Origin of the sequence: Streptomyces sp. NPDC051561, from assembly GCF_044454195.1 — a bacterium.
In the GTDB taxonomy this organism is placed as follows: domain Bacteria; phylum Actinomycetota; class Actinomycetes; order Streptomycetales; family Streptomycetaceae; genus Streptomyces.
On sequence record NZ_JBITDM010000043.1, the window covers coordinates 1 to 18,394 of the forward strand.

The following is an 18,394-nucleotide window of genomic DNA, read 5'->3' on the forward strand; positions in this document are numbered from 1 at the left end:
CCGCCCGCGGGGGCGCCCCCCCCCCCCCCCGCGCCGCCCCCCCCCGCCCCCCCCCCCCCACCCCCCCCCCCACCCCCCCCCCCCCCCCCCCCCCGCCCCCCCCGCCCCCCCCCCCCCCGCCGGGGGGGGCCCCCCCCCCCCCCCCCCCCCCCCCCCCCCCCCCGCCCTTCAGGGAAGTTCGTGGAGAGCTCAGCTCTCCTCGTCCTGGCCGTCTTGCTCTGCCAGGCTCTTCTCCAGAACCCGTCCCTCGCCGGGGGCGAGGGTGCCGAGGATCCGCTCCAGATCCTCCACCGAGGCGAACTCGACGGTGATCTTCCCCCGCTTCTTGCCCAGGTCGACCTTCACCCGCGTCTCGAACCGGTCCGACAGACGCGTCGCGAGATCCGACAGCGCGGGAGCCATCAGTGAACCGGCGCGCGGGCCCTTGGGCTTCGCCTCGCTCTTCGGCTCGGAGTTCATCACCTTGACGATCTCCTCGGTCGTACGCACCGAGAGACCTTCGGCCACGATGCGCTTCGCGAGGTGATCCTGCTCCTCCGTGTCCTCCAGTGTCAGCAGCGCTCGCGCATGACCGGCCGACAGCACACCGGCCGCGACCCGCTTCTGCACGGGCGGCGAGAGCCTCAGCAGACGCAGCGTGTTGGAGACCTGCGGACGCGAACGGCCGATCCGGTCGGCCAGCTGATCGTGCGTGCAGTTGAAGTCCTGGAGCAGCTGGTCGTAGGCGGCAGCCTCTTCCAGCGGGTTGAGTTGCGAGCGGTGAAGGTTCTCCAACAGGGCGTCGAGGAGAAGCTTTTCGTCGTCGGTGGCCCGAACGATCGCGGGAATCCGCTCCAGCCCGGCTTCCCGGCAGGCCCGCCAGCGACGCTCACCCATGATGAGCTCGAAGCGGTCCTTGCTGGTCTGGCGTACGACGACCGGCTGAAGCAGGCCCACCTCCTTGATGGAGGTGACGAGTTCGGCAAGGGCGTCCGGATCGAACACATCACGCGGCTGCCGGGGATTGGGGTTGATCGCCCCGATCGGCACCTCGGCGAAGTACGCCCCGGCAGGTGCTTCCAGCGCCTGCGTCGTGGCCTGCCCTGGTTCCCGCTGCTCCTGCGCCGGAACCTCTGTTTCACGTGAAACATCGCGCGGCGGCAGTGCGGCCACCTTCGCCGCGGCCACCCCCCGCTCGGCCGTCAGTACCGGGGCCGCTACCGGAACAGCCTCCTGGGCCGGAGCCTGCTTCTCCTGGGGCCCCTGCGGGAACAGCGCGCCGAGCCCGCGTCCCAGTCCTCTAGGTCGATTGCTCATTGGACACCCTCCGCCATGCTGTGCTGATTGTTCTGGTCGACAGCATGGGCGTGCTGTGCCTCGTAGAAGACACCGGCCCCCCGCAACGCGATCTCCCGCGCCGCTTCGAGGTACGACAGCGAGCCACTGGAGCTCGGGTCGTAGGTGAGCACAGTCTGCCCATAGCTGGGAGCCTCCGAGATCCGGACGGACCTCGGGATGCTGGTTTTGAGGACTTCCTTGGCGAAGTGGCTGCGCACTTCCTCCGCGACCTGCGAGGCGAGTCGGGTCCGGCCGTCGTACATCGTCAGCAGGATCGTCGACACATGCAGTTCGGGGTTGAGGTGCCCACGAACCAGCTCCACATTCCGCAGGAGCTGACCGAGGCCCTCCAGTGCGTAGTACTCGCACTGGATGGGGATCAGCACTTCCTCGCCGGCGACCATCGCATTGACGGTCAGCAGTCCCAGCGACGGCGGGCAGTCGATGAGGACGTAGTCCAACGGCTGCTCGTACGCCTGGATGGCGCGCTGAAGTCTGCTCTCCCGCGCCACCAGGGACACCAGCTCGATCTCTGCTCCCGCGAGATCGATGGTGGCTGGTGCACAGAAGAGGCCTTCGACGTCCCGGACGGGTTGGACCACGTCCGACAGCGGCTTGCTGTCGATCAGAACGTCGTAGATCGAGGGAACTTCGGAGTGATGGTCGATTCCCAGCGCCGTGGAGGCGTTTCCCTGCGGATCGAGGTCGATCACCAGAACCCGTGCGCCGTGCAGCGCGAGGGAGGCAGCGAGGTTGACCGTTGTCGTGGTCTTTCCCACTCCGCCCTTCTGGTTGGCGACCACCATCACACGTGTCTGCTCAGGCCTCGGCAGCCCCTCGCCGGCACGGCCGAGGGCGTCTACCGCCAGTTGGGCAGCACGACCAATAGGAGTGTCGTCGGGCAGGGACGATGTTTCACGTGAAACATCGTCTCCCGCCGCTTCGGAACGGGGGCCGGGGACCGGATCGGTCATCGGTCCCGCGATGTTGGCGTCGGACCGCAAGGATTCACTCTCCTCGACTTCAGGCTCGTAGTGCTCAGAGCCTGTCACGCTTTGGGGGTCACGAACCAGTGAGGCCCGTTCTCCTGTGGACGAACCCGCCCTTGTGGACAACCCCATGACCCGTTCGGGTTTCGACTCGTGCGGCGCGGCGGCCGCACGGCTTCGATTGATGATTCCTTGCAGCAGCGAGCGACGTTTCACGTGAAACACGATGCACGGGTGGGCTCATTGGGCGACCCCGACACTCCGCGCCGCGGCTGCGCGGCAGCTTGTATGGAGCATCAGGGCCTGAGTACAACTGTGTTCAGCGGGCCTTCTTCATCGACGACGCCGCGTCCGGCCCGTCCGCGCGGCCTTGGCCCGCTTCGCCGCAAAGCGAACTCCGCCGGGGCTCTCCCCGACCTCGACCCGCACCACCGTGGACAGCGGATCCACCACTCCCTCACCGACCTGCAGCACCTCGGTCCTCACCACACCGAGCTTGCTGAGCGCGGCCCGCGCACCGATGAGCTCCTCCTCCGCGGTGTCGCCCTTGAGCGCGAGCATCTGGCCGTACGGACGCAGTAGCGGAACACCCCAGCCCGCCAGCCGGTCCAGCGGGGCCACCGCGCGCGCGGTCACCACGTGCACGGGATCGACCTTCCCCATGACCTCTTCGGCCCTGCCCCGTACAACGGTGACGTGGTCCAGGCCCAGCAGCTCGACGACCTCCTGGAGGAAGTTCGTCCGCCGCAGCAGCGGCTCCAGCAAGGTGATCTTGAGGTCGGGGCGTACCAGGGCGAGCGGGATCCCGGGCAGGCCGGCCCCGGAGCCCACGTCGCACACCGTGATGTTCTCGGGCACGACCTCGGAGAGCACGGCACAGTTCAGCAGGTGCCGTTCCCACAGCCGCGGGACCTCGCGCGGACCGATCAGTCCTCGTTCGACACCCGCGTCCGCGAGCAGCTCGGCGTACCGAACGGCTTGCGGGAAGAACTCACCGAATACCGCCTTGGCTTCTTCGGGCGCCTGGGGAAGCTCCGCTGCTGCCTCCGTCACGGGGACCGTCCTTCCTACCGCACTGTGGTGGCTGACTATCAGGCTGACAAAGATCGGCCCCGCCTGCGATCAGAACAGACGGGGCCGAAAAAGCACGTATCCGGTCAGGCCGGGAGCACGACGACGAAGCGCTCGGGCTCCTCGCCCTCGGACTCGCTGCGCAGACCCGCCGCGGCGACCGCATCGTGCACGACCTTCCGCTCGAACGGCGTCATCGGGTCGAGCTTCACCGGAGCACCCGAGCTCTTGGCCTCGTTCGCGGCCTTGGCACCGATCTCCGCGAGCTCCTCGCGCTTCTTCGCCCGGAAACCGGCGATGTCCAGCATCAGCCGGCTGCGGTCACCGGTCTCCCGGTGCACCGCGAGGCGGGTCAGCTCCTGAAGGGCTTCGAGCACCTCGCCGTCCCGGCCCACGAGCTTCTGCAGGTCACGGCCACCGGAGTCGCTGATGATCGAAACAGCGGCCCGGTCGGCCTCGACGTCCATGTCGATGTCGCCGTCGAGATCCGCGATGTCGAGCAGACCTTCGAGGTAGTCGGCCGCGATCTCGCCTTCCTGCTCAAGACGCGACAGGGTGTCCGTGCTCTCGGCGGGCGCGGAGGAAGTGGTGGTGCCGTCCGTCACGGGAGGACTCCTTCTTACTTCTTGGACGGGTGCTTGGGCCGCTGCGGACCCTTGCGCTGCCCGGACTTGGCTTGGCGTGCGGAACCGGCGGGCTTGGCTGCCGACGTGGGCTTGGCGTCGTCCGGCGCGTCCTTCTTCTCCAAGGAGGTCTTGGAGTCGGAGTCCTCGGGCGTCTTGGCCGTGCCCGGCTGTGCGGTGGCGGTCTGACGCTTCGCCTTCGTCTGGCGCTTGGGCTGCTGGCGCTTGGCCACCGGGACACCACCCTCGGCCTCGGCAACGGCGGTCGCGCTCTTGGCGACCGTACCGTCCGCCTCGGCCACCAGGCCGGCCTTCGCGAGACCGTTGATGAACTTGCGCTCGACGTCATTGCGGTCGGGGCCCTTGGCGACGATCACCTTGACGACGTTTCGCTTGCGGCGGGCCTTGACCTCACCACTGGCCACCGTGCTCTTCAGCAGACGCTGCAGGTAGGAGTCCTGGGCCTTGCTGCCGGGCGTCGGGTTCTGGTTGATGACGTACATCTGCTGGCCCATGGTCCACACGTTGGTGGTCAGCCAGTAGACGAGCACACCGACGGGGAAGTTGATGCCCATCACCATGAACATCACCGGGAAGATGTACATCATCATCTTCTGCTGCTGCATGAACGGCGTCTTGACCGTGAGGTCGACGTTCTTCGTCATGAGCTGGCGCTGCGTGTAGAACTGCGACGCAGACATCATCACGATCATGACCGCGGTGACGATCTTGACCGAGGTCGCCGAGGCGCCGAGGCTCTCGATCTTCGCAGCGCCGTCGGTGAACTTAGCGGCCAGCGGAGCACCGAAGATGTGCGCCTGGCGGGCGCTCTCCAGGAGGGTGTCGTTGATGACACCGATCTTCTTGCCGTCGGCGATGCTCGAAAGCACGTGGTACAGGGCGAAGAAGAACGGCGACTGCGCCAGGATGGGAAGGCACGAGGAGAGCGGGTTGGTGCCCGTCTCCTTGTACAGCTTCATCATCTCTTCGGACTGACGCTGCTTGTCGCTCTTGTAGCGCTCCTGAATCGCCTTCATCTTCGGCTGGAGCACCTGCATGTTCCGCGTCGACTTGATCTGCTTCACGAAGAGCGGGATCAGGCAGATACGGATGAGCACCACGAGGGACACGATGGACAGGCCCCAGGCCCACCCTGTGTCAGGGCCGAAGACGGCGCCGTACACCTTGTGGAACTGGACGATGACCCAGGAAACGGGCCAGGTGATGAAGCTGAACAGACTGGCAATCGTGTCCACTAATCAAGCTCCTTGAGCATTGGGCGAGGTCTCTGCGGCCGGGCTCGGGGTGTCGGGGGCCGATCCCCGAGAAGACACGCCAACGGCGGACTTCTCGCCCTTGCTACCGCGCCACGCGTCGCGCAGCGCTTCGTGCCACCTGCGTCGGGTGCGGGGCGGGACGTGGTCCACACCGCCCGGCGACCACGGGTTGCACCGCAGAATGCGCCAGGCGGTGAGGGCAGTGCCCTTCACCGCACCGTGCCGGTCGATGGCCGTGAATCCGTAGTGGGAACACGACGGGTAGTACCGGCAGACCGGCCCCAGCATGGGGCTGATGGTCCACTGGTACAGCTTGATCAGAGCCAGCAGCGGGTACTTCATCGCGTGCCTCTCCCCCGACCTTCGGTTTGGGGAGCCCCGCCCAGCAGCCGCTGCAGTGCGGCGTCCAGGTCTCGGGCCAGCTGTGCGTGGGTGGCGTCACCCGCTCCGGGCAACGCCCGTACGACCACCAGGCTACCGGGGGGCAGCTCGGCGATCCGATCGCGCATGAGGTGGCGAAGTCTCCGCTTCACCGCATTGCGTACGACGGCGACGCCGACGGCTTTGCTCACGACGAAACCCGCACGCGTCGGGGGAGAGCTCTCCCCTGCCGCGTGCGGGTCCGTTGCACCGCTACTACGTAGATGGACGACGAGAAGCGGGCGGCCTGCACGGCGCCCTCGTCGTACCGCGGTCGCGAAGTCCTCGCGCCGCCTCAGCCGATTGTCGGTAGGCAGCACGTCATGATCCCTACGGGATCAGGCGGACAGCTCAGTGCGGCCCTTGGCACGGCGGTTCGCCAGGATGGCGCGGCCGGCGCGGGTACGCATGCGCAGACGGAAGCCGTGGGTCTTGGCCCGACGACGGTTGTTCGGCTGGAAGGTGCGCTTGCTCACTCGGGGGCTCCAGAAATGAATCGGGGATGGCGAAACATCGCCTGGCTGTCACCGTGCGCCCACGAGGAAGCTCGCAACGCTCTCAGTGCACCGCTTCACGATCATTGACCATGATCTTGCCCATCGGAGGCAGGCGGCAGCAGCCATCGACAACTCGACCTGGTTACGGTACGCGCGGCTACGCCATCCGGTCAAACCGGGGCTTGTCGGGGGCCCTCTGTGCACAGCCTGTGGACAACAACTTGAACCGCGTGAGCTGCCACGACTACCGTGGCCCAACCTGGATTCAGGCTTTCGTCAGTCATGCAGCCGATGTGTCCGTGCCTGTCCAGCCTGTCCTTCCGTCCCGTCCCGCCGTCCCGTCCCGAGAACCACACCTTCGTGGGACCTGTGAGAAAGCGTGCCCTGTGGCTGACGTACCTGCCGATCTTGCCGCAGTGTGGCCGCATGTGCTGGAGCATCTGCTCGGTGAGGGCCAGCAGGGCGTGGAGGCCAAGGACAAGCAGTGGATCGAGCGCTGCCAGCCTCTCGCACTGGTCGCCGACACAGCACTGCTCGCCGTGCCCAACGAGTACAGCAAGCAGGTCCTGGAGGGCCGGCTCGCGCCCCTGATCAGCGAGGCTCTGAGCCATGAGTGCGGCCGGCCGATCCGTATCGCGATCACGGTCGACGACTCGGTGGGCGAGTCGCCCGCCCCGCCCGCACGCCAGCAGTCCCCCTACCAGGGGCAGCAGCAGCGGGGCCAGCACCAGCCGGCGCAGCACGACGAGCAGCAGCGGGACGTACGGGACAACCGTGACCCCCGTGACCCCCGTGACACCTACGACGCCTACGGTCACCGCCCCCAGGACGACGGGCTGCCGACCGCCCGCCCCGCCTACCCCGAGTACCGCCAGCAGTCACGCCCCGCGCCGGGCACCTGGCCGGGCAGCGGACAGCAGGACGACCACGGCTGGCAGCAGCAACGGCTCGGCGGCTTCCAGGAGCGCGACCCGTACTCGCGGCCGCCGCAGCACGACTACCGGTCGCAACTGCCCGACCGCCCCTCCTACGACCAGCAGCAGTCGTACGACCAGCAGCGCCAGGACCGCAACGAGCGCCAGGACCAGGGCCCGCGGCACGGCGGCGGCCCCTCCCTCCAGGGCGGCAGCGGCGGCGCCCCCGGCCCGCTGGCCGCACAGCCCGCACCGGCCCCCGGCCCCGGCGAGCCGCAGGCGCGGCTGAACCCCAAGTACCTCTTCGACACCTTCGTCATCGGATCCTCGAACCGGTTCGCGCACGCGGCGGCCGTCGCCGTGGCCGAGGCACCGGCGAAGGCGTACAACCCCCTCTTCATCTACGGGGAGTCCGGGCTCGGCAAAACGCACCTGCTGCACGCCATCGGGCACTACGCGCGCAGCCTCTACCCGGGCACCCGGGTGCGGTACGTGAGCTCGGAGGAGTTCACCAACGAGTTCATCAACTCCATCCGCGACGGCAAGGGCGACGCGTTCCGCAAGCGCTACCGCGATGTGGACATCCTGCTGGTCGACGACATCCAGTTCCTGGCGAGCAAGGAGTCGACGCAGGAGGAGTTCTTCCACACCTTCAATACGCTGCACAACGCGAACAAGCAGATCGTGCTGTCCTCCGACCGGCCGCCCAAGCAGCTGGTGACGCTGGAGGACCGGCTGCGCAACCGTTTCGAGTGGGGCCTCACCACCGACGTACAGCCGCCGGAGCTCGAAACGCGGATCGCGATCCTCCGCAAGAAGGCCGTGCAGGAGCAGCTCAATGCCCCGCCGGAGGTGCTGGAGTTCATCGCCTCCCGCATCTCGCGCAACATCCGCGAGCTGGAGGGGGCGCTGATCCGGGTCACGGCCTTCGCGAGCCTGAACCGGCAGCCGGTGGACCTCACTCTCACCGAGCAGGTGCTGAAGGACCTGATCCCCGGCGGTGAGGACGCCTCTCCGGAGATCACCGCGCCGGCCATCATGTCGGCGACCGCGGACTACTTCGGTCTGACGGTGGACGACCTGTGCGGATCCTCGCGCAGCCGGGTGCTGGTGACGGCCCGCCAGATCGCCATGTACCTCTGCCGCGAACTCACGGACCTCTCCCTCCCGAAGATCGGCGCCCAGTTCGGCGGCCGCGACCACACCACGGTGATGCACGCGGACCGCAAGATCCGCGCGCTGATGGCCGAGCGACGCTCCATCTACAACCAGGTCACGGAGCTCACCAACCGCATCAAGAACGGCTGACAGCGGCGGAGTTACGTCGCGGGGCCCACGGGGTTACGCCGTTCCAGGCGCCCGGAGCAGCACGCTCCGGGCGCCTTTGCGTGCTCCCAGAGGCATCGTGCGAGAAGTCCACAGGGCGTTCGGGGGCATCTTCCGGGGCCCGCCCACGCCCTGCCCGGGACTCGATCAGCGACTTTTCGGTGCACAACCAAGGCCTTTGAGGCCACCCGCTGTTCGAATATCGCGGCTTGAGCTGCGGTTCTCCACAGATCCTGGGACGATGTCCCGTCCACACCCTGGGGACTGCGAAGTTGTCCAGATTGTGTCCACAGGTGCGGTTGCTGAGGCTTCATCACCCCAGGTCAGGTGCTTGTGGAATTGTGGCAAACTTTAATCCACAGGCTGTGGACAGAATTTTCATCCACAGGGGCCGGAAGGAGTTGTCCACCGGCGGCCCACAGGCTCGTCCCTCTTTCCCACAGCTTTTCCCCAACGCTGTCCACTGTTCGGCAACCCAACACCCCCTCTCACCGTGTCGAGTGAAAGCCGTCACACCAAGGAGGTCGATTGGGCTGTGGGGAAGGTGGGTAAAGCTGGGGACGCAGCTGTGGGGAAGTGACCCCTGCCTGTGCATCGGGTGTGCAGAACTTCCGCCCGTCCACAGAGGAGGCAGGTTGTCCACCACCTCCACCCACAGGCTCGGTGGACAAAAAATGGGCTCTGAGCTGCGAAAACGGGGTTATCCACGGTTTCCACAGGCCCTACTACTACTCCCACTAAGAGTTAGCCCAGAATCCGCATCGAAGAAGGTCCTGTGTACAACTCGGCCCGGCAGCACCTCGGGCCTCTCGCCACGACTTGACCGACAGCCGCACCGACTGTCGGTGACGTGCGTCAGACTGGTCCCCGGTGAACTTCCCCAGCCGACGGCCGGAAGACACCAGTCAGACGTAGAAAGCCAGCAGGGCGAGCCAGCAACAGCAGGAGGCGGTTCCGGTGAAGATCCGGGTGGAGCGCGATGTACTCGCGGAGGCGGTGGCCTGGACGGCACGCAGCCTCCCTGCCCGTCCGCCGGTGCCGGTCCTTGCCGGCCTGCTGCTGAAGGCCGAGGAGGGCGCGCTGAGCCTCTCCGGCTTCGACTACGAGGTCTCGGCCCGGGTGTCGGTCGATGCCGAGATCGAGGAGGACGGCACGGTCCTGGTGTCCGGCCGGCTGCTTGCCGACATCTGCCGCGCCCTCCCCAACCGCCCGGTGGAGATTTCCACAGACGGTGTACGGGCGACCGTGGCCTGCGGCTCCTCGCGGTTCACACTCCACACGCTTCCTGTGGAGGAGTACCCGGCGCTGCCGCAGATGCCGACCGCCACGGGCACCGTTCCCGGTGAGGTCTTCGCCTCCGCCGCCGCCCAGGTGGCCATCGCCGCCGGTCGTGACGACACGCTGCCGGTGCTGACCGGTGTGCGCATCGAGATCGAGGGCGAGACGGTCACCCTGGCCTCCACCGACCGCTACCGCTTCGCGGTCCGCGAGTTCCTGTGGAAGCCGGAGGACCCGGACGCGTCCGCGGTCGCGCTGGTGCCCGCCAAGACGCTCCTGGACACCGCCAAGGCGCTGACCAGCGGCGACACGGTGACCATCGCGCTGTCGGGCTCGGGTTCGGGTGAGGGCCTGATCGGTTTCGAGGGGGCCGGCCGTCGCACGACGACGCGACTCCTGGAAGGCGACCTGCCGAAGTACCGCACGCTGTTCCCGACCGAGTTCAATTCGGTCGCGGTGATCGAGACGGCCCCGTTCGTCGAGGCCGTGAAGCGTGTGGCGCTGGTGGCCGAGCGGAACACTCCGGTGCGGCTGACCTTCGAGCAGGGTGTGCTGATCCTGGAGGCGGGTTCCAGCGACGACGCACAGGCTGTGGAGCGTGTCGACGCCAACCTGGACGGCGACGACATCTCGATCGCCTTCAACCCGACGTTCCTGCTGGACGGTCTGAGCGCGATCGACTCCCCGGTCGCCCAGCTCTCCTTCACGACGTCCACCAAGCCGGCGCTGCTGAGCGGCCGCCCGGCCGTGGACGCCGAGGCTGACGACGCGTACAAGTACCTGATCATGCCGGTTCGGCTGTCCGGCTGACGCGGCAATCGCGTGCGGCGCAGGCCCGGGGCCCAGGTGGCGCCGGGCCTGACGTGCCCCTCGGGCCGTACGCACAAGCCGGGCGTAGGCTCGGACCCGGGTACGAATCGCCTCGAAGCTTAAGGAATCTCTGATGGAGCTCGGTCTCGTCGGACTCGGCAAAATGGGCGGCAACATGCGCGAGCGCATTCGCCGCGCAGGCCACACCGTCATCGGTTACGACCGCAACCAGGACGTCGCCGATGTCCACAGCCTGGAAGAGCTTGTGGGCAAGCTCAAGGGCCCGCGCGTCGTCTGGGTCATGGTCCCGGCCGGTGACGCCACCCAGTCCACGATCGACGCGCTCGGTGAGCTGCTCTCCCCCGGCGACATCGTCGTCGACGGCGGCAACTCGCGCTGGACTGACGACGAGAAGCACGCCGAGGAACTGAAGGCCAAGGGCATCGGCTTTGTCGACTGCGGCGTCTCCGGCGGCGTCTGGGGCCTGGAGAACGGCTATGCGCTGATGTACGGCGGCGCCGCCGACGACGTGGCGAAGGTCCAGCCGGTCTTCGACGCGCTGAAGCCGGAGGGCGAGTTCGGCTCGGTGCACGCGGGCAAGGTCGGCGCCGGTCACTTCGCCAAGATGGTCCACAACGGCATCGAGTACGCCATGATGCAGGCGTACGCCGAGGGCTGGGAGCTCCTGGAGAAGGTCGACTCGGTCACCGACGTCCGCGAGGTCTTCCGCTCCTGGCAGGAGGGCACGGTCATCCGTTCCTGGCTGCTGGACCTGGCGGTCAACGCCCTCGACGACGACGAGCACCTGGAAGGCCTGCGCGGTTACGCGTCGGACTCCGGCGAGGGTCGCTGGACCGTCGAGGCAGCCATCGACAACGCTGTGCCGCTGCCCGCGATCACGGCCTCCCTGTTCGCCCGCTTCGCGTCGCGTCAGGACGACTCCCCGCAGATGAAGATGATCGCCGCGCTGCGCAACCAGTTCGGCGGCCACGCGGTCGAGTCCACCAAGAAGTAGGCGCGGTACGGGGGAAGGTCGGCGCACCACCATGCACGTCACGCATCTGTCGCTGGCCGACTTCCGCTCGTACGCCCGGGTCGAAGTTCCACTCGACCCGGGCGTCACCGCTTTTGTGGGGGCGAACGGGCAGGGCAAGACCAACCTCGTCGAGGCGGTCGGCTATCTCGCCACCCTCGGCAGCCATCGGGTGGCGTCGGATGCTCCGCTGGTACGGATGGGGGCCGAGCGGGCGGTGATCCGCGCGGCCGTCACCCAGGGCGAGCGGTCCCAGCTGGTCGAGCTGGAGCTGAATCCGGGCCGTGCGAACCGGGCCCGTATCAATAGGTCTTCGCAGGTCAGGCCCCGTGATGTGCTGGGGATCGTACGGACTGTGCTGTTCGCGCCGGAGGATCTGGCCCTGGTGAAGGGCGACCCCGGGGAGCGCCGGAAGTTCCTGGACGAGCTGATCACGGCGCGCTCGCCGCGGATGGCCGGAGTGCGTTCCGACTACGAGCGCGTACTGAAGCAGCGCAACACCCTCCTCAAGTCGGCGGCGATGGCGCGGCGGCACGGTGGCCGGTCCATGGACATGTCGACCATCGATGTGTGGGACCAGCATCTGGCGAAGGCCGGTGCCGAACTCCTGGCACAGCGGCTGGACCTGATCGCCGCGCTTCAGCCGCTGGCCGACAAGGCGTACGAGCAACTCGCGCCCGGTGGCGGGCCGGTGGCGCTGGAGTACCGGAATTCGGCGCCCGGCGAGGCGCAGTCCCGCGAGGAGCTGTACGCGCAGTTGATGGCGGCGCTCGCCGACGCGCGCAAGCAGGAGATCGAGCGGGGGGTGACCCTGGTCGGCCCGCACCGCGACGAACTCATCCTGAAGCTCGGTGAGTTGCCTGCCAAGGGTTATGCGAGTCACGGGGAGTCCTGGTCGTATGCGCTGGCGTTGAGGCTTGCCTCGTACGACCTGCTGCGTGCGGAGGGCAATGAGCCGGTGCTGGTGCTCGACGACGTCTTCGCCGAGCTGGACGCGCGGCGTCGGCAGCGGCTGGCGGAACTGGTGGCGCCGGGTGAGCAGGTGCTGGTGACCGCTGCGGTGGATGATGACGTGCCGGAGGCGCTGGCGGGCACTCGGTATGCGGTAGCCGGTGGCGAGGTGACCCGGCTGTGAGCGGCGAGGGGAAGGCCAAGCCCGAGGGGGCCGGGGTGCCGGCGTCGTCGGGTGTCGATCTGGCGCGTCAGGCGCTGGCTGCCGCGAAGGAGCAGGCGCGGGCGCGTGGGGCCGCGGCCCAGCAGAAGAAGACCGTGCGCCGTGGCGGCAGTCTGCGTTCGGGTTCCGGGGCGGACGGTCGTGATCCGCTGAAGCTGGGTGCCGCGCTGGACCGGTTGAAGACCGAGCGTGGCTGGGAGATGCCGATCGCAGTCTCCGGGGTGATGGGGCGCTGGAAGGAGATCGTCGGTGACGACGTGGCCCAGCATTCCGAGCCGTTGAAGTACGACGAGGACGAGCGGATTCTCTGGGTGCGCTGTACGTCCACGGCGTGGGTGACCCAGATGAAGTACTTGCAGCCCACGCTGCTGAAGCGGCTCAACGGGGAGCTCGGGCGGGACACGGTGCGCCAGCTCAAGCTGGAGGGTCCGAACGGGCCGCCGCGGCGGTACGGGCCGTTGCGGGCGCCTGGGAGCAAGGGGCCCGGAGACACGTACGGGTAGGGCGGGTCTGCGATGTTTCACGTGAAACGTCGACCGTGATGTTTCACGTGAAACCGGACGGCACGAGTGAGGCGTCCCTCACGGTAGCCGGAGGTTGACAGCCCGAAGCGCTGGACGCCCGTGTGAGTCGCCTGGAGCCCCTCCCTGGATATGGGGAGTCGTTCGGCCCCGGTTCGGGGCGGCACATGCGGACTCAGGTACCGGCAAACCCCCATTCATGTCCGCGCTACCGGTAGACTGACGGGAGTCCTCGCTCATTTCGCGCGGGGCACGTCGACTTACACAGAACGACGCAGCCGCTCCTGCCTGCCTGGGGATGGGGAACCCCCCAGCCGAAGGCAGGGGATGGGCCTGTGCTGTGCCAGAAAGGGCGCTTCGTGGCCGATTCCGGCAACCCCAACGAGATCAGTCCGTCCGCTGCCGGCGAGGACGGCGAGGGCACCCCCGCGGAGGTGGCTTCTTCGTCGTCGAAGGGCACGTCCGCGGAGGTCACTTCGGCGTACGACGCCAGCGCGATCACCGTCCTTGAGGGCCTGGACGCGGTCCGCAAGCGACCCGGCATGTACATCGGCTCGACCGGTGAGCGTGGTCTGCATCACATGGTGCAGGAAGTCGTCGACAACTCCGTCGATGAGGCCCTGGCAGGGCATGCGGACTCCATCGACGTCACGATCCTGGCCGACGGCGCCGTGCGCGTCATCGACAACGGCCGAGGCATCCCGGTCGGCATCCACCCGGTGGAGAAGAAGCCGGCCGTCGAGGTCGTGCTCACGGTGCTGCACGCGGGCGGCAAGTTCGGCGGCGGCGGCTACGCGGTCTCCGGTGGTCTGCACGGCGTCGGTGTCTCCGTCGTCAACGCGCTCTCGCACAAGCTCGCCGTCGAGATCAGGACGGACGGCTACCGCTGGACGCAGGACTACAAGGCGGGCGCCCCGACCGCGCCGCTGGAGCGGCACGAGGCCACCGAGGAGACCGGCACGTCGGTCACCTTCTGGGCCGACCCCGACATCTTCGAGACCACCGAGTACTCCTTCGAGACGCTCTCGCGGCGTTTCCAGGAGATGGCGTTCCTCAACAAGGGACTGACCATCAAGCTGACGGACGAGCGGGAGTCCGCGAAGGCCGTCGTGGGTGCGGACACCGCGGAGACGGCCGACGACGAGCAGGTCCGCACGGTCACGTACCACTACGAGGGCGGCATCGTCGACTTCGTGAAGTACCTGAACTCGCGCAAGGGCGAGCTCATCCACCCGACCGTCATCGACGTCGAGGCCGAGGACAAGGAGCGGATGCTCTCGGTCGAGATCGCGATGCAGTGGAACTCGCAGTACAGCGAGGGGGTGTACTCCTTCGCCAACACGATCCACACGCATGAGGGCGGTACGCACGAGGAGGGCTTCCGCGCGGCGATGACCGGTCTGGTGAACCGGTACGCACGCGAGAAGAAGTTCCTGCGCGAGAAGGACGACAACCTCGCCGGTGAGGACATCCGCGAGGGTCTGACCGCGATCATCTCGGTGAAGCTGGGCGAGCCGCAGTTCGAGGGCCAGACCAAGACCAAGCTGGGCAACACGGAGGCGAAGACCTTCGTGCAGAAGGTCGTGCACGAGCACCTCAACGACTGGTTCGACCGCAATCCCAACGAGGCCGCGGACATCATTCGCAAGGCGATCCAGGCCGCCACGGCCCGTGTCGCCGCCCGTAAGGCGCGCGATCTGACCCGCCGCAAGGGCCTGCTGGAGTCGGCGTCGCTGCCGGGCAAGCTCAGCGACTGCCAGTCCAACGACCCGACGAAGTGCGAGATCTTCATCGTCGAGGGTGACTCCGCCGGTGGTTCGGCGAAGTCCGGCCGTAACCCGATGTACCAGGCCATCCTGCCGATCCGAGGCAAGATCCTGAACGTCGAGAAGGCGCGGATCGACAAGATCCTGCAGAACACCGAGGTCCAGGCGCTGATCAGCGCCTTCGGTACCGGTGTGCACGAGGACTTCGACATCGAGAAGCTCCGCTATCACAAGATCATTCTGATGGCGGACGCCGACGTCGACGGTCAGCACATCAACACCCTGCTCCTGACGTTCCTGTTCCGCTTCATGCGGCCGCTGGTCGAGGCGGGGCACGTCTACCTGTCGCGTCCGCCGCTGTACAAGCTCAAGTGGGGCCGCGACCAGGTCGAGTACGCCTACTCCGACCGGGAGCGCGACGCGCTGCGCGAGGCCGGCGAGCAGCAGGGCAAGCGCATCAAGGAGGGCGACCTCCAGCGCTTCAAGGGTCTCGGCGAGATGGATGCCGAGGAGCTGCGTATCACCACGATGGACGTCGATCACCGCGTGCTCGGCCAGGTCACCCTGGACGACGCGGCCCAGGCCGACGACCTGTTCTCGGTGCTGATGGGTGAGGACGTCGAGGCGCGGCGCTCGTTCATCCAGCGCAACGCCAAGGACGTTCGCTTCCTCGACATCTGAGTCGGTCCGTCGCTGACCGCTTCGAAAGGATTTTGACCAGCAATGGCCGACGAGAACACCCCTGTTACCCCCGCAGTTGAAGAGCCGGTCGTCCGGATCGAGCCCGTCGGGCTCGAAACGGAGATGCAGCGCTCGTACCTCGACTACGCGATGTCCGTCATCGTGGCGCGTGCGCTCCCGGATGTCCGGGACGGCCTGAAGCCGGTGCACCGTCGCGTGCTGTACGCGATGTACGACGGTGGCTACCGGCCCGAGAAGGGCTTCTACAAGTGCGCCCGTGTCGTCGGTGACGTCATGGGTACGTACCACCCGCACGGCGACTCCTCGATCTACGACGCCCTGGTGCGTCTGGCACAGCCGTGGTCGATGCGGATGCCGCTGGTGGCCTCCAACGGCAACTTCGGCTCCCCGGGCAACGACCCGGCGGCCGCCATGCGGTACACCGAGTGCAAGATGGCGAACCTCTCCATGGAGATGGTCCGTGACATCGACGAGGAGACCGTCGACTTCACGGCCAACTACGACGGCCGTAACCAGGAGCCGACGGTTCTGCCGGCCCGCTTCCCGAACCTGCTGGTCAACGGCTCGGCGGGTATCGCGGTCGGTATGGCGACCAACATTCCGCCGCACAACCTGCGCGAGGTCGCCGCGGGTGCGCAGTGGGTGCTGGAGAACCCGGAGGCCTCGCAGGAAGAGGTCCTGGACGCGCTGATGGAGCGCATCAAGGGTCCCGACTTCCCGACCGGTGCGCTGGTGGTGGGCCGCAAGGGCATCGAAGAGGCGTACCGGACGGGCCGTGGCTCGATCACGATGCGCGCCGTGGTCGCGGTCGAGGAGATCCAGAACCGCCAGTGCCTGGTGGTCACGGAACTCCCGTACCAGACCAACCCCGACAACCTGGCGCAGAAGATCGCCGACCTGGTGAAGGACGGCAAGGTCGGCGGCATCGCCGACGTCCGTGACGAGACCTCGTCGCGCACGGGCCAGCGTCTGGTCGTCGTACTGAAGCGTGACGCGGTCGCCAAGGTCGTACTGAACAACCTGTACAAGCACACCGACCTGCAGTCGAACTTCGGCGCGAACATGCTGGCGCTGGTCGACGGCGTGCCGCGCACGCTGTCGCTGGACGCGTTCATCCGCCACTGGGTGACGCACCAGATCGAGGTCATCGTCCGGCGTACGCAGTTCCGGCTGCGCAAGGCCGAGGAGCGGGCGCACATCCTGCGCGGTCTGCTCAAGGCGCTGGACGCGATCGACGAGGTCATCGCGCTGATCCGCCGTTCCAACACGGTGGAGATCGCGCGTGAGGGCCTGATGGGCCTGCTGTCGATCGACGAGATCCAGGCCAACGCGATCCTGGAGATGCAGCTGCGACGGCTGGCCGCCCTGGAGCGCCAGAAGATCGTGGCGGAGCACGACGAGCTCCAGGCCAAGATCAACGAGTACAACGCGATCCTGGCCTCCCCGGAGCGGCAGCGCGCGATCGTCAGCGAGGAGCTGGCCGTCATCGTCGACAAGTTCGGCGACGACCGGCGTTCCGCCCTGGTGCCCTTCGACGGCGACATGTCCATGGAGGACCTGATCGCCGAGGAGGACATCGTCGTCACCATCACCAACGGTGGCTACGTCAAGCGCACCAAGACCGAGGACTACCGGTCGCAGAAGCGCGGCGGCAAGGGCGTGCGCGGGACCAAGCTGAAGCAGGACGACATCGTCGACCACTTCTTCGTCTCCACCACGCACCACTGGCTGCTCTTCTTCACCAACAAGGGCCGGGTCTACCGGGCCAAGGCGTACGAGCTTCCCGATGCCGGCCGGGACGCGCGTGGTCAGCACGTCGCGAACCTGCTGGCCTTCCAGCCGGACGAGAAGATCGCCCAGATCCTGGCGATCCGGGACTACGACGCGGCGCCTTACCTGATCCTGGCCACCAAGGGCGGCCTGGTGAAGAAGACCTCGCTGAAGGACTACGACTCGCCCCGTTCGGGTGGTGTCATCGCGATCAACCTGCGCGAGACCGCGGACGGCAGCGACGACGAACTGATCGGCGCGGAGCTGGTGTCGGCCGAGGACGATCTGCTGCTGGTCAGCAGGAAGGCCCAGTCGATCCGCTTCACGGCGACCGATGACGCGCTGCGTCCGATGGGCCGTGCGACCTCGGGTGTGAAGGGCATGAGCTTCCGCGAGGGGGACGAGCTGCTCTCGATGAATGTGGTCAGGACCGGTACGTTCGTGTTCACCGCGACGGACGGCGGGTATGCGAAGCGCACTCCGGTCGACGAGTACCGCGTCCAGGGTCGTGGTGGTCTGGGCATCAAGGCCGCCAAGATCGTGGAGGACCGCGGGTCGCTCGTGGGCGCGTTGGTGGTGGAGGCGACGGATGAGATCCTCGCCATCACGCTGGGCGGCGGTGTGATTCGTACGCGAGTCAACGAAGTCAGGGAGACGGGCCGTGACACCATGGGCGTCCAACTGATCAACCTGGGCAAGCGGGATGCCGTCGTAGGCATCGCGCGCAACGCCGAGGCCGGCCGCGAGGCCGAAGAGGTCGACGGCGTCGAGGACGGCCCGGAGACCGACGAGAACGGTACGGCCACTGCCACGGCCGCGACCGAAGCAGCCGAGGACGTTCAGTCCTCGGCAGGGGAGCACGAGGAGTAGGTCGTGAATGGAGCCACGGGCACCGGACGAAACGCT

15 protein-coding genes are annotated in these 18,394 nt (G+C 67.5%); 7 read left to right on the plus strand and 8 right to left on the minus strand.

What is annotated here, in order from left to right; translation table 11 throughout:
* Positions 1-189: 189 nt before the first annotated feature.
* The 8 genes from ACIA73_RS40655 to rpmH all read right to left on the minus strand — a co-directional run bounded on the left by ACIA73_RS40655 (position 190) and on the right by rpmH (position 6,173).
* On the minus strand, positions 190-1,296 hold the full coding sequence (locus ACIA73_RS40655) for a ParB/RepB/Spo0J family partition protein (RefSeq protein WP_399444053.1): 1,107 nt from the start codon (positions 1,294-1,296) through the stop codon (positions 190-192).
* Positions 1,293-2,369 (minus strand): ParA family protein, encoded by a 1,077-nt coding sequence (locus ACIA73_RS40660; protein ID WP_399444054.1) that lies wholly within the window; start codon positions 2,367-2,369, stop codon positions 1,293-1,295. Before ACIA73_RS40660 ends, ACIA73_RS40655 begins: the two co-directional genes overlap by 4 nt.
* Before the next feature lie 270 nt (positions 2,370-2,639).
* Positions 2,640-3,359: a 16S rRNA (guanine(527)-N(7))-methyltransferase RsmG gene (gene rsmG, locus ACIA73_RS40665; RefSeq protein WP_399444055.1), complete on the minus strand. Its 720-nt coding sequence runs from the start codon at positions 3,357-3,359 to the stop codon at positions 2,640-2,642.
* A gap of 104 nt (positions 3,360-3,463) precedes the next feature.
* Complete coding sequence (locus tag ACIA73_RS40670) at positions 3,464-3,982, minus strand: protein jag (RefSeq protein WP_399444056.1); 519 nt, start codon at positions 3,980-3,982, stop codon at positions 3,464-3,466.
* Positions 3,983-3,996: 14 nt separating this feature from the next.
* Entirely contained in the window at positions 3,997-5,256 is a 1,260-nt protein-coding gene (gene yidC / locus ACIA73_RS40675) for a membrane protein insertase YidC (protein ID WP_399444057.1), read from the minus strand.
* A 3-nt stretch (positions 5,257-5,259) separates the two neighbouring features.
* The gene (yidD, locus tag ACIA73_RS40680; protein ID WP_399444058.1) at positions 5,260-5,619 is read right to left on the minus strand and encodes a membrane protein insertion efficiency factor YidD; all 360 of its coding nucleotides are present in this window, start codon (positions 5,617-5,619) and stop codon (positions 5,260-5,262) included.
* Positions 5,616-6,017: a ribonuclease P protein component gene (gene rnpA / locus ACIA73_RS40685; protein ID WP_399444060.1), complete on the minus strand. Its 402-nt coding sequence runs from the start codon at positions 6,015-6,017 to the stop codon at positions 5,616-5,618. The genes yidD and rnpA overlap by 4 nt, the downstream gene beginning before the upstream one ends.
* An 18-nt stretch (positions 6,018-6,035) precedes the next feature.
* Positions 6,036-6,173, minus strand: coding sequence for a 50S ribosomal protein L34 (gene rpmH, locus ACIA73_RS40690; protein ID WP_014137019.1), 138 nt, complete (start codon positions 6,171-6,173; stop codon positions 6,036-6,038).
* A 407-nt stretch (positions 6,174-6,580) separates the two neighbouring features.
* Here rpmH and dnaA point away from each other — a divergent pair, with 407 nt between their 5' ends.
* From dnaA to gyrA, 7 genes are all read left to right on the plus strand, one after another.
* The gene (gene dnaA, locus ACIA73_RS40695; RefSeq protein WP_399444061.1) at positions 6,581-8,416 is read left to right on the plus strand and encodes a chromosomal replication initiator protein DnaA; all 1,836 of its coding nucleotides are present in this window, start codon (positions 6,581-6,583) and stop codon (positions 8,414-8,416) included.
* A gap of 975 nt (positions 8,417-9,391) precedes the next feature.
* Positions 9,392-10,522: a DNA polymerase III subunit beta gene (gene dnaN / locus ACIA73_RS40700; RefSeq protein WP_399444062.1), complete on the plus strand. Its 1,131-nt coding sequence runs from the start codon at positions 9,392-9,394 to the stop codon at positions 10,520-10,522.
* 133 nt (positions 10,523-10,655) lie between these two features.
* Entirely contained in the window at positions 10,656-11,537 is an 882-nt protein-coding gene (gene gnd / locus ACIA73_RS40705; RefSeq protein WP_399444063.1) for a phosphogluconate dehydrogenase (NAD(+)-dependent, decarboxylating), read from the plus strand.
* 31 nt (positions 11,538-11,568) lie between these two features.
* Positions 11,569-12,690 (plus strand): DNA replication/repair protein RecF, encoded by a 1,122-nt coding sequence (gene recF, locus ACIA73_RS40710; protein WP_399444064.1) that lies wholly within the window; start codon positions 11,569-11,571, stop codon positions 12,688-12,690.
* Positions 12,687-13,232, plus strand: a complete 546-nt coding sequence (locus ACIA73_RS40715) for a DUF721 domain-containing protein (RefSeq protein ID WP_399444065.1) — start codon at positions 12,687-12,689, stop codon at positions 13,230-13,232. The genes recF and ACIA73_RS40715 overlap by 4 nt, the downstream gene beginning before the upstream one ends.
* 353 nt (positions 13,233-13,585) lie before the next feature.
* Positions 13,586-15,697: a DNA topoisomerase (ATP-hydrolyzing) subunit B gene (gyrB, locus tag ACIA73_RS40720; protein WP_399444066.1), complete on the plus strand. Its 2,112-nt coding sequence runs from the start codon at positions 13,586-13,588 to the stop codon at positions 15,695-15,697.
* A gap of 42 nt (positions 15,698-15,739) precedes the next feature.
* A complete protein-coding gene (gene gyrA, locus ACIA73_RS40725) occupies positions 15,740-18,358 on the plus strand; it encodes a DNA gyrase subunit A (protein WP_399444067.1) in 2,619 nt (872 codons plus the stop codon).
* Positions 18,359-18,394 lie beyond the last annotated feature (36 nt).

Excerpts from the sequence above, each read along its gene's own strand:
- yidD (WP_399444058.1), bottom strand. The coding sequence starts at position 5,619 with ATGAAGTACCCGCTGCTGGCTCTGATCAAGCTGTACCAGTGGACCATC.
- gnd (WP_399444063.1), top strand. The coding sequence starts at position 10,656 with ATGGAGCTCGGTCTCGTCGGACTCGGCAAAATGGGCGGCAACATGCGC.
- gyrA (WP_399444067.1), top strand. The coding sequence starts at position 15,740 with ATGGCCGACGAGAACACCCCTGTTACCCCCGCAGTTGAAGAGCCGGTC.
- ACIA73_RS40655 (WP_399444053.1), bottom strand. The coding sequence starts at position 1,296 with ATGAGCAATCGACCTAGAGGACTGGGACGCGGGCTCGGCGCGCTGTTC.
- recF (WP_399444064.1), top strand. The coding sequence starts at position 11,569 with ATGCACGTCACGCATCTGTCGCTGGCCGACTTCCGCTCGTACGCCCGG.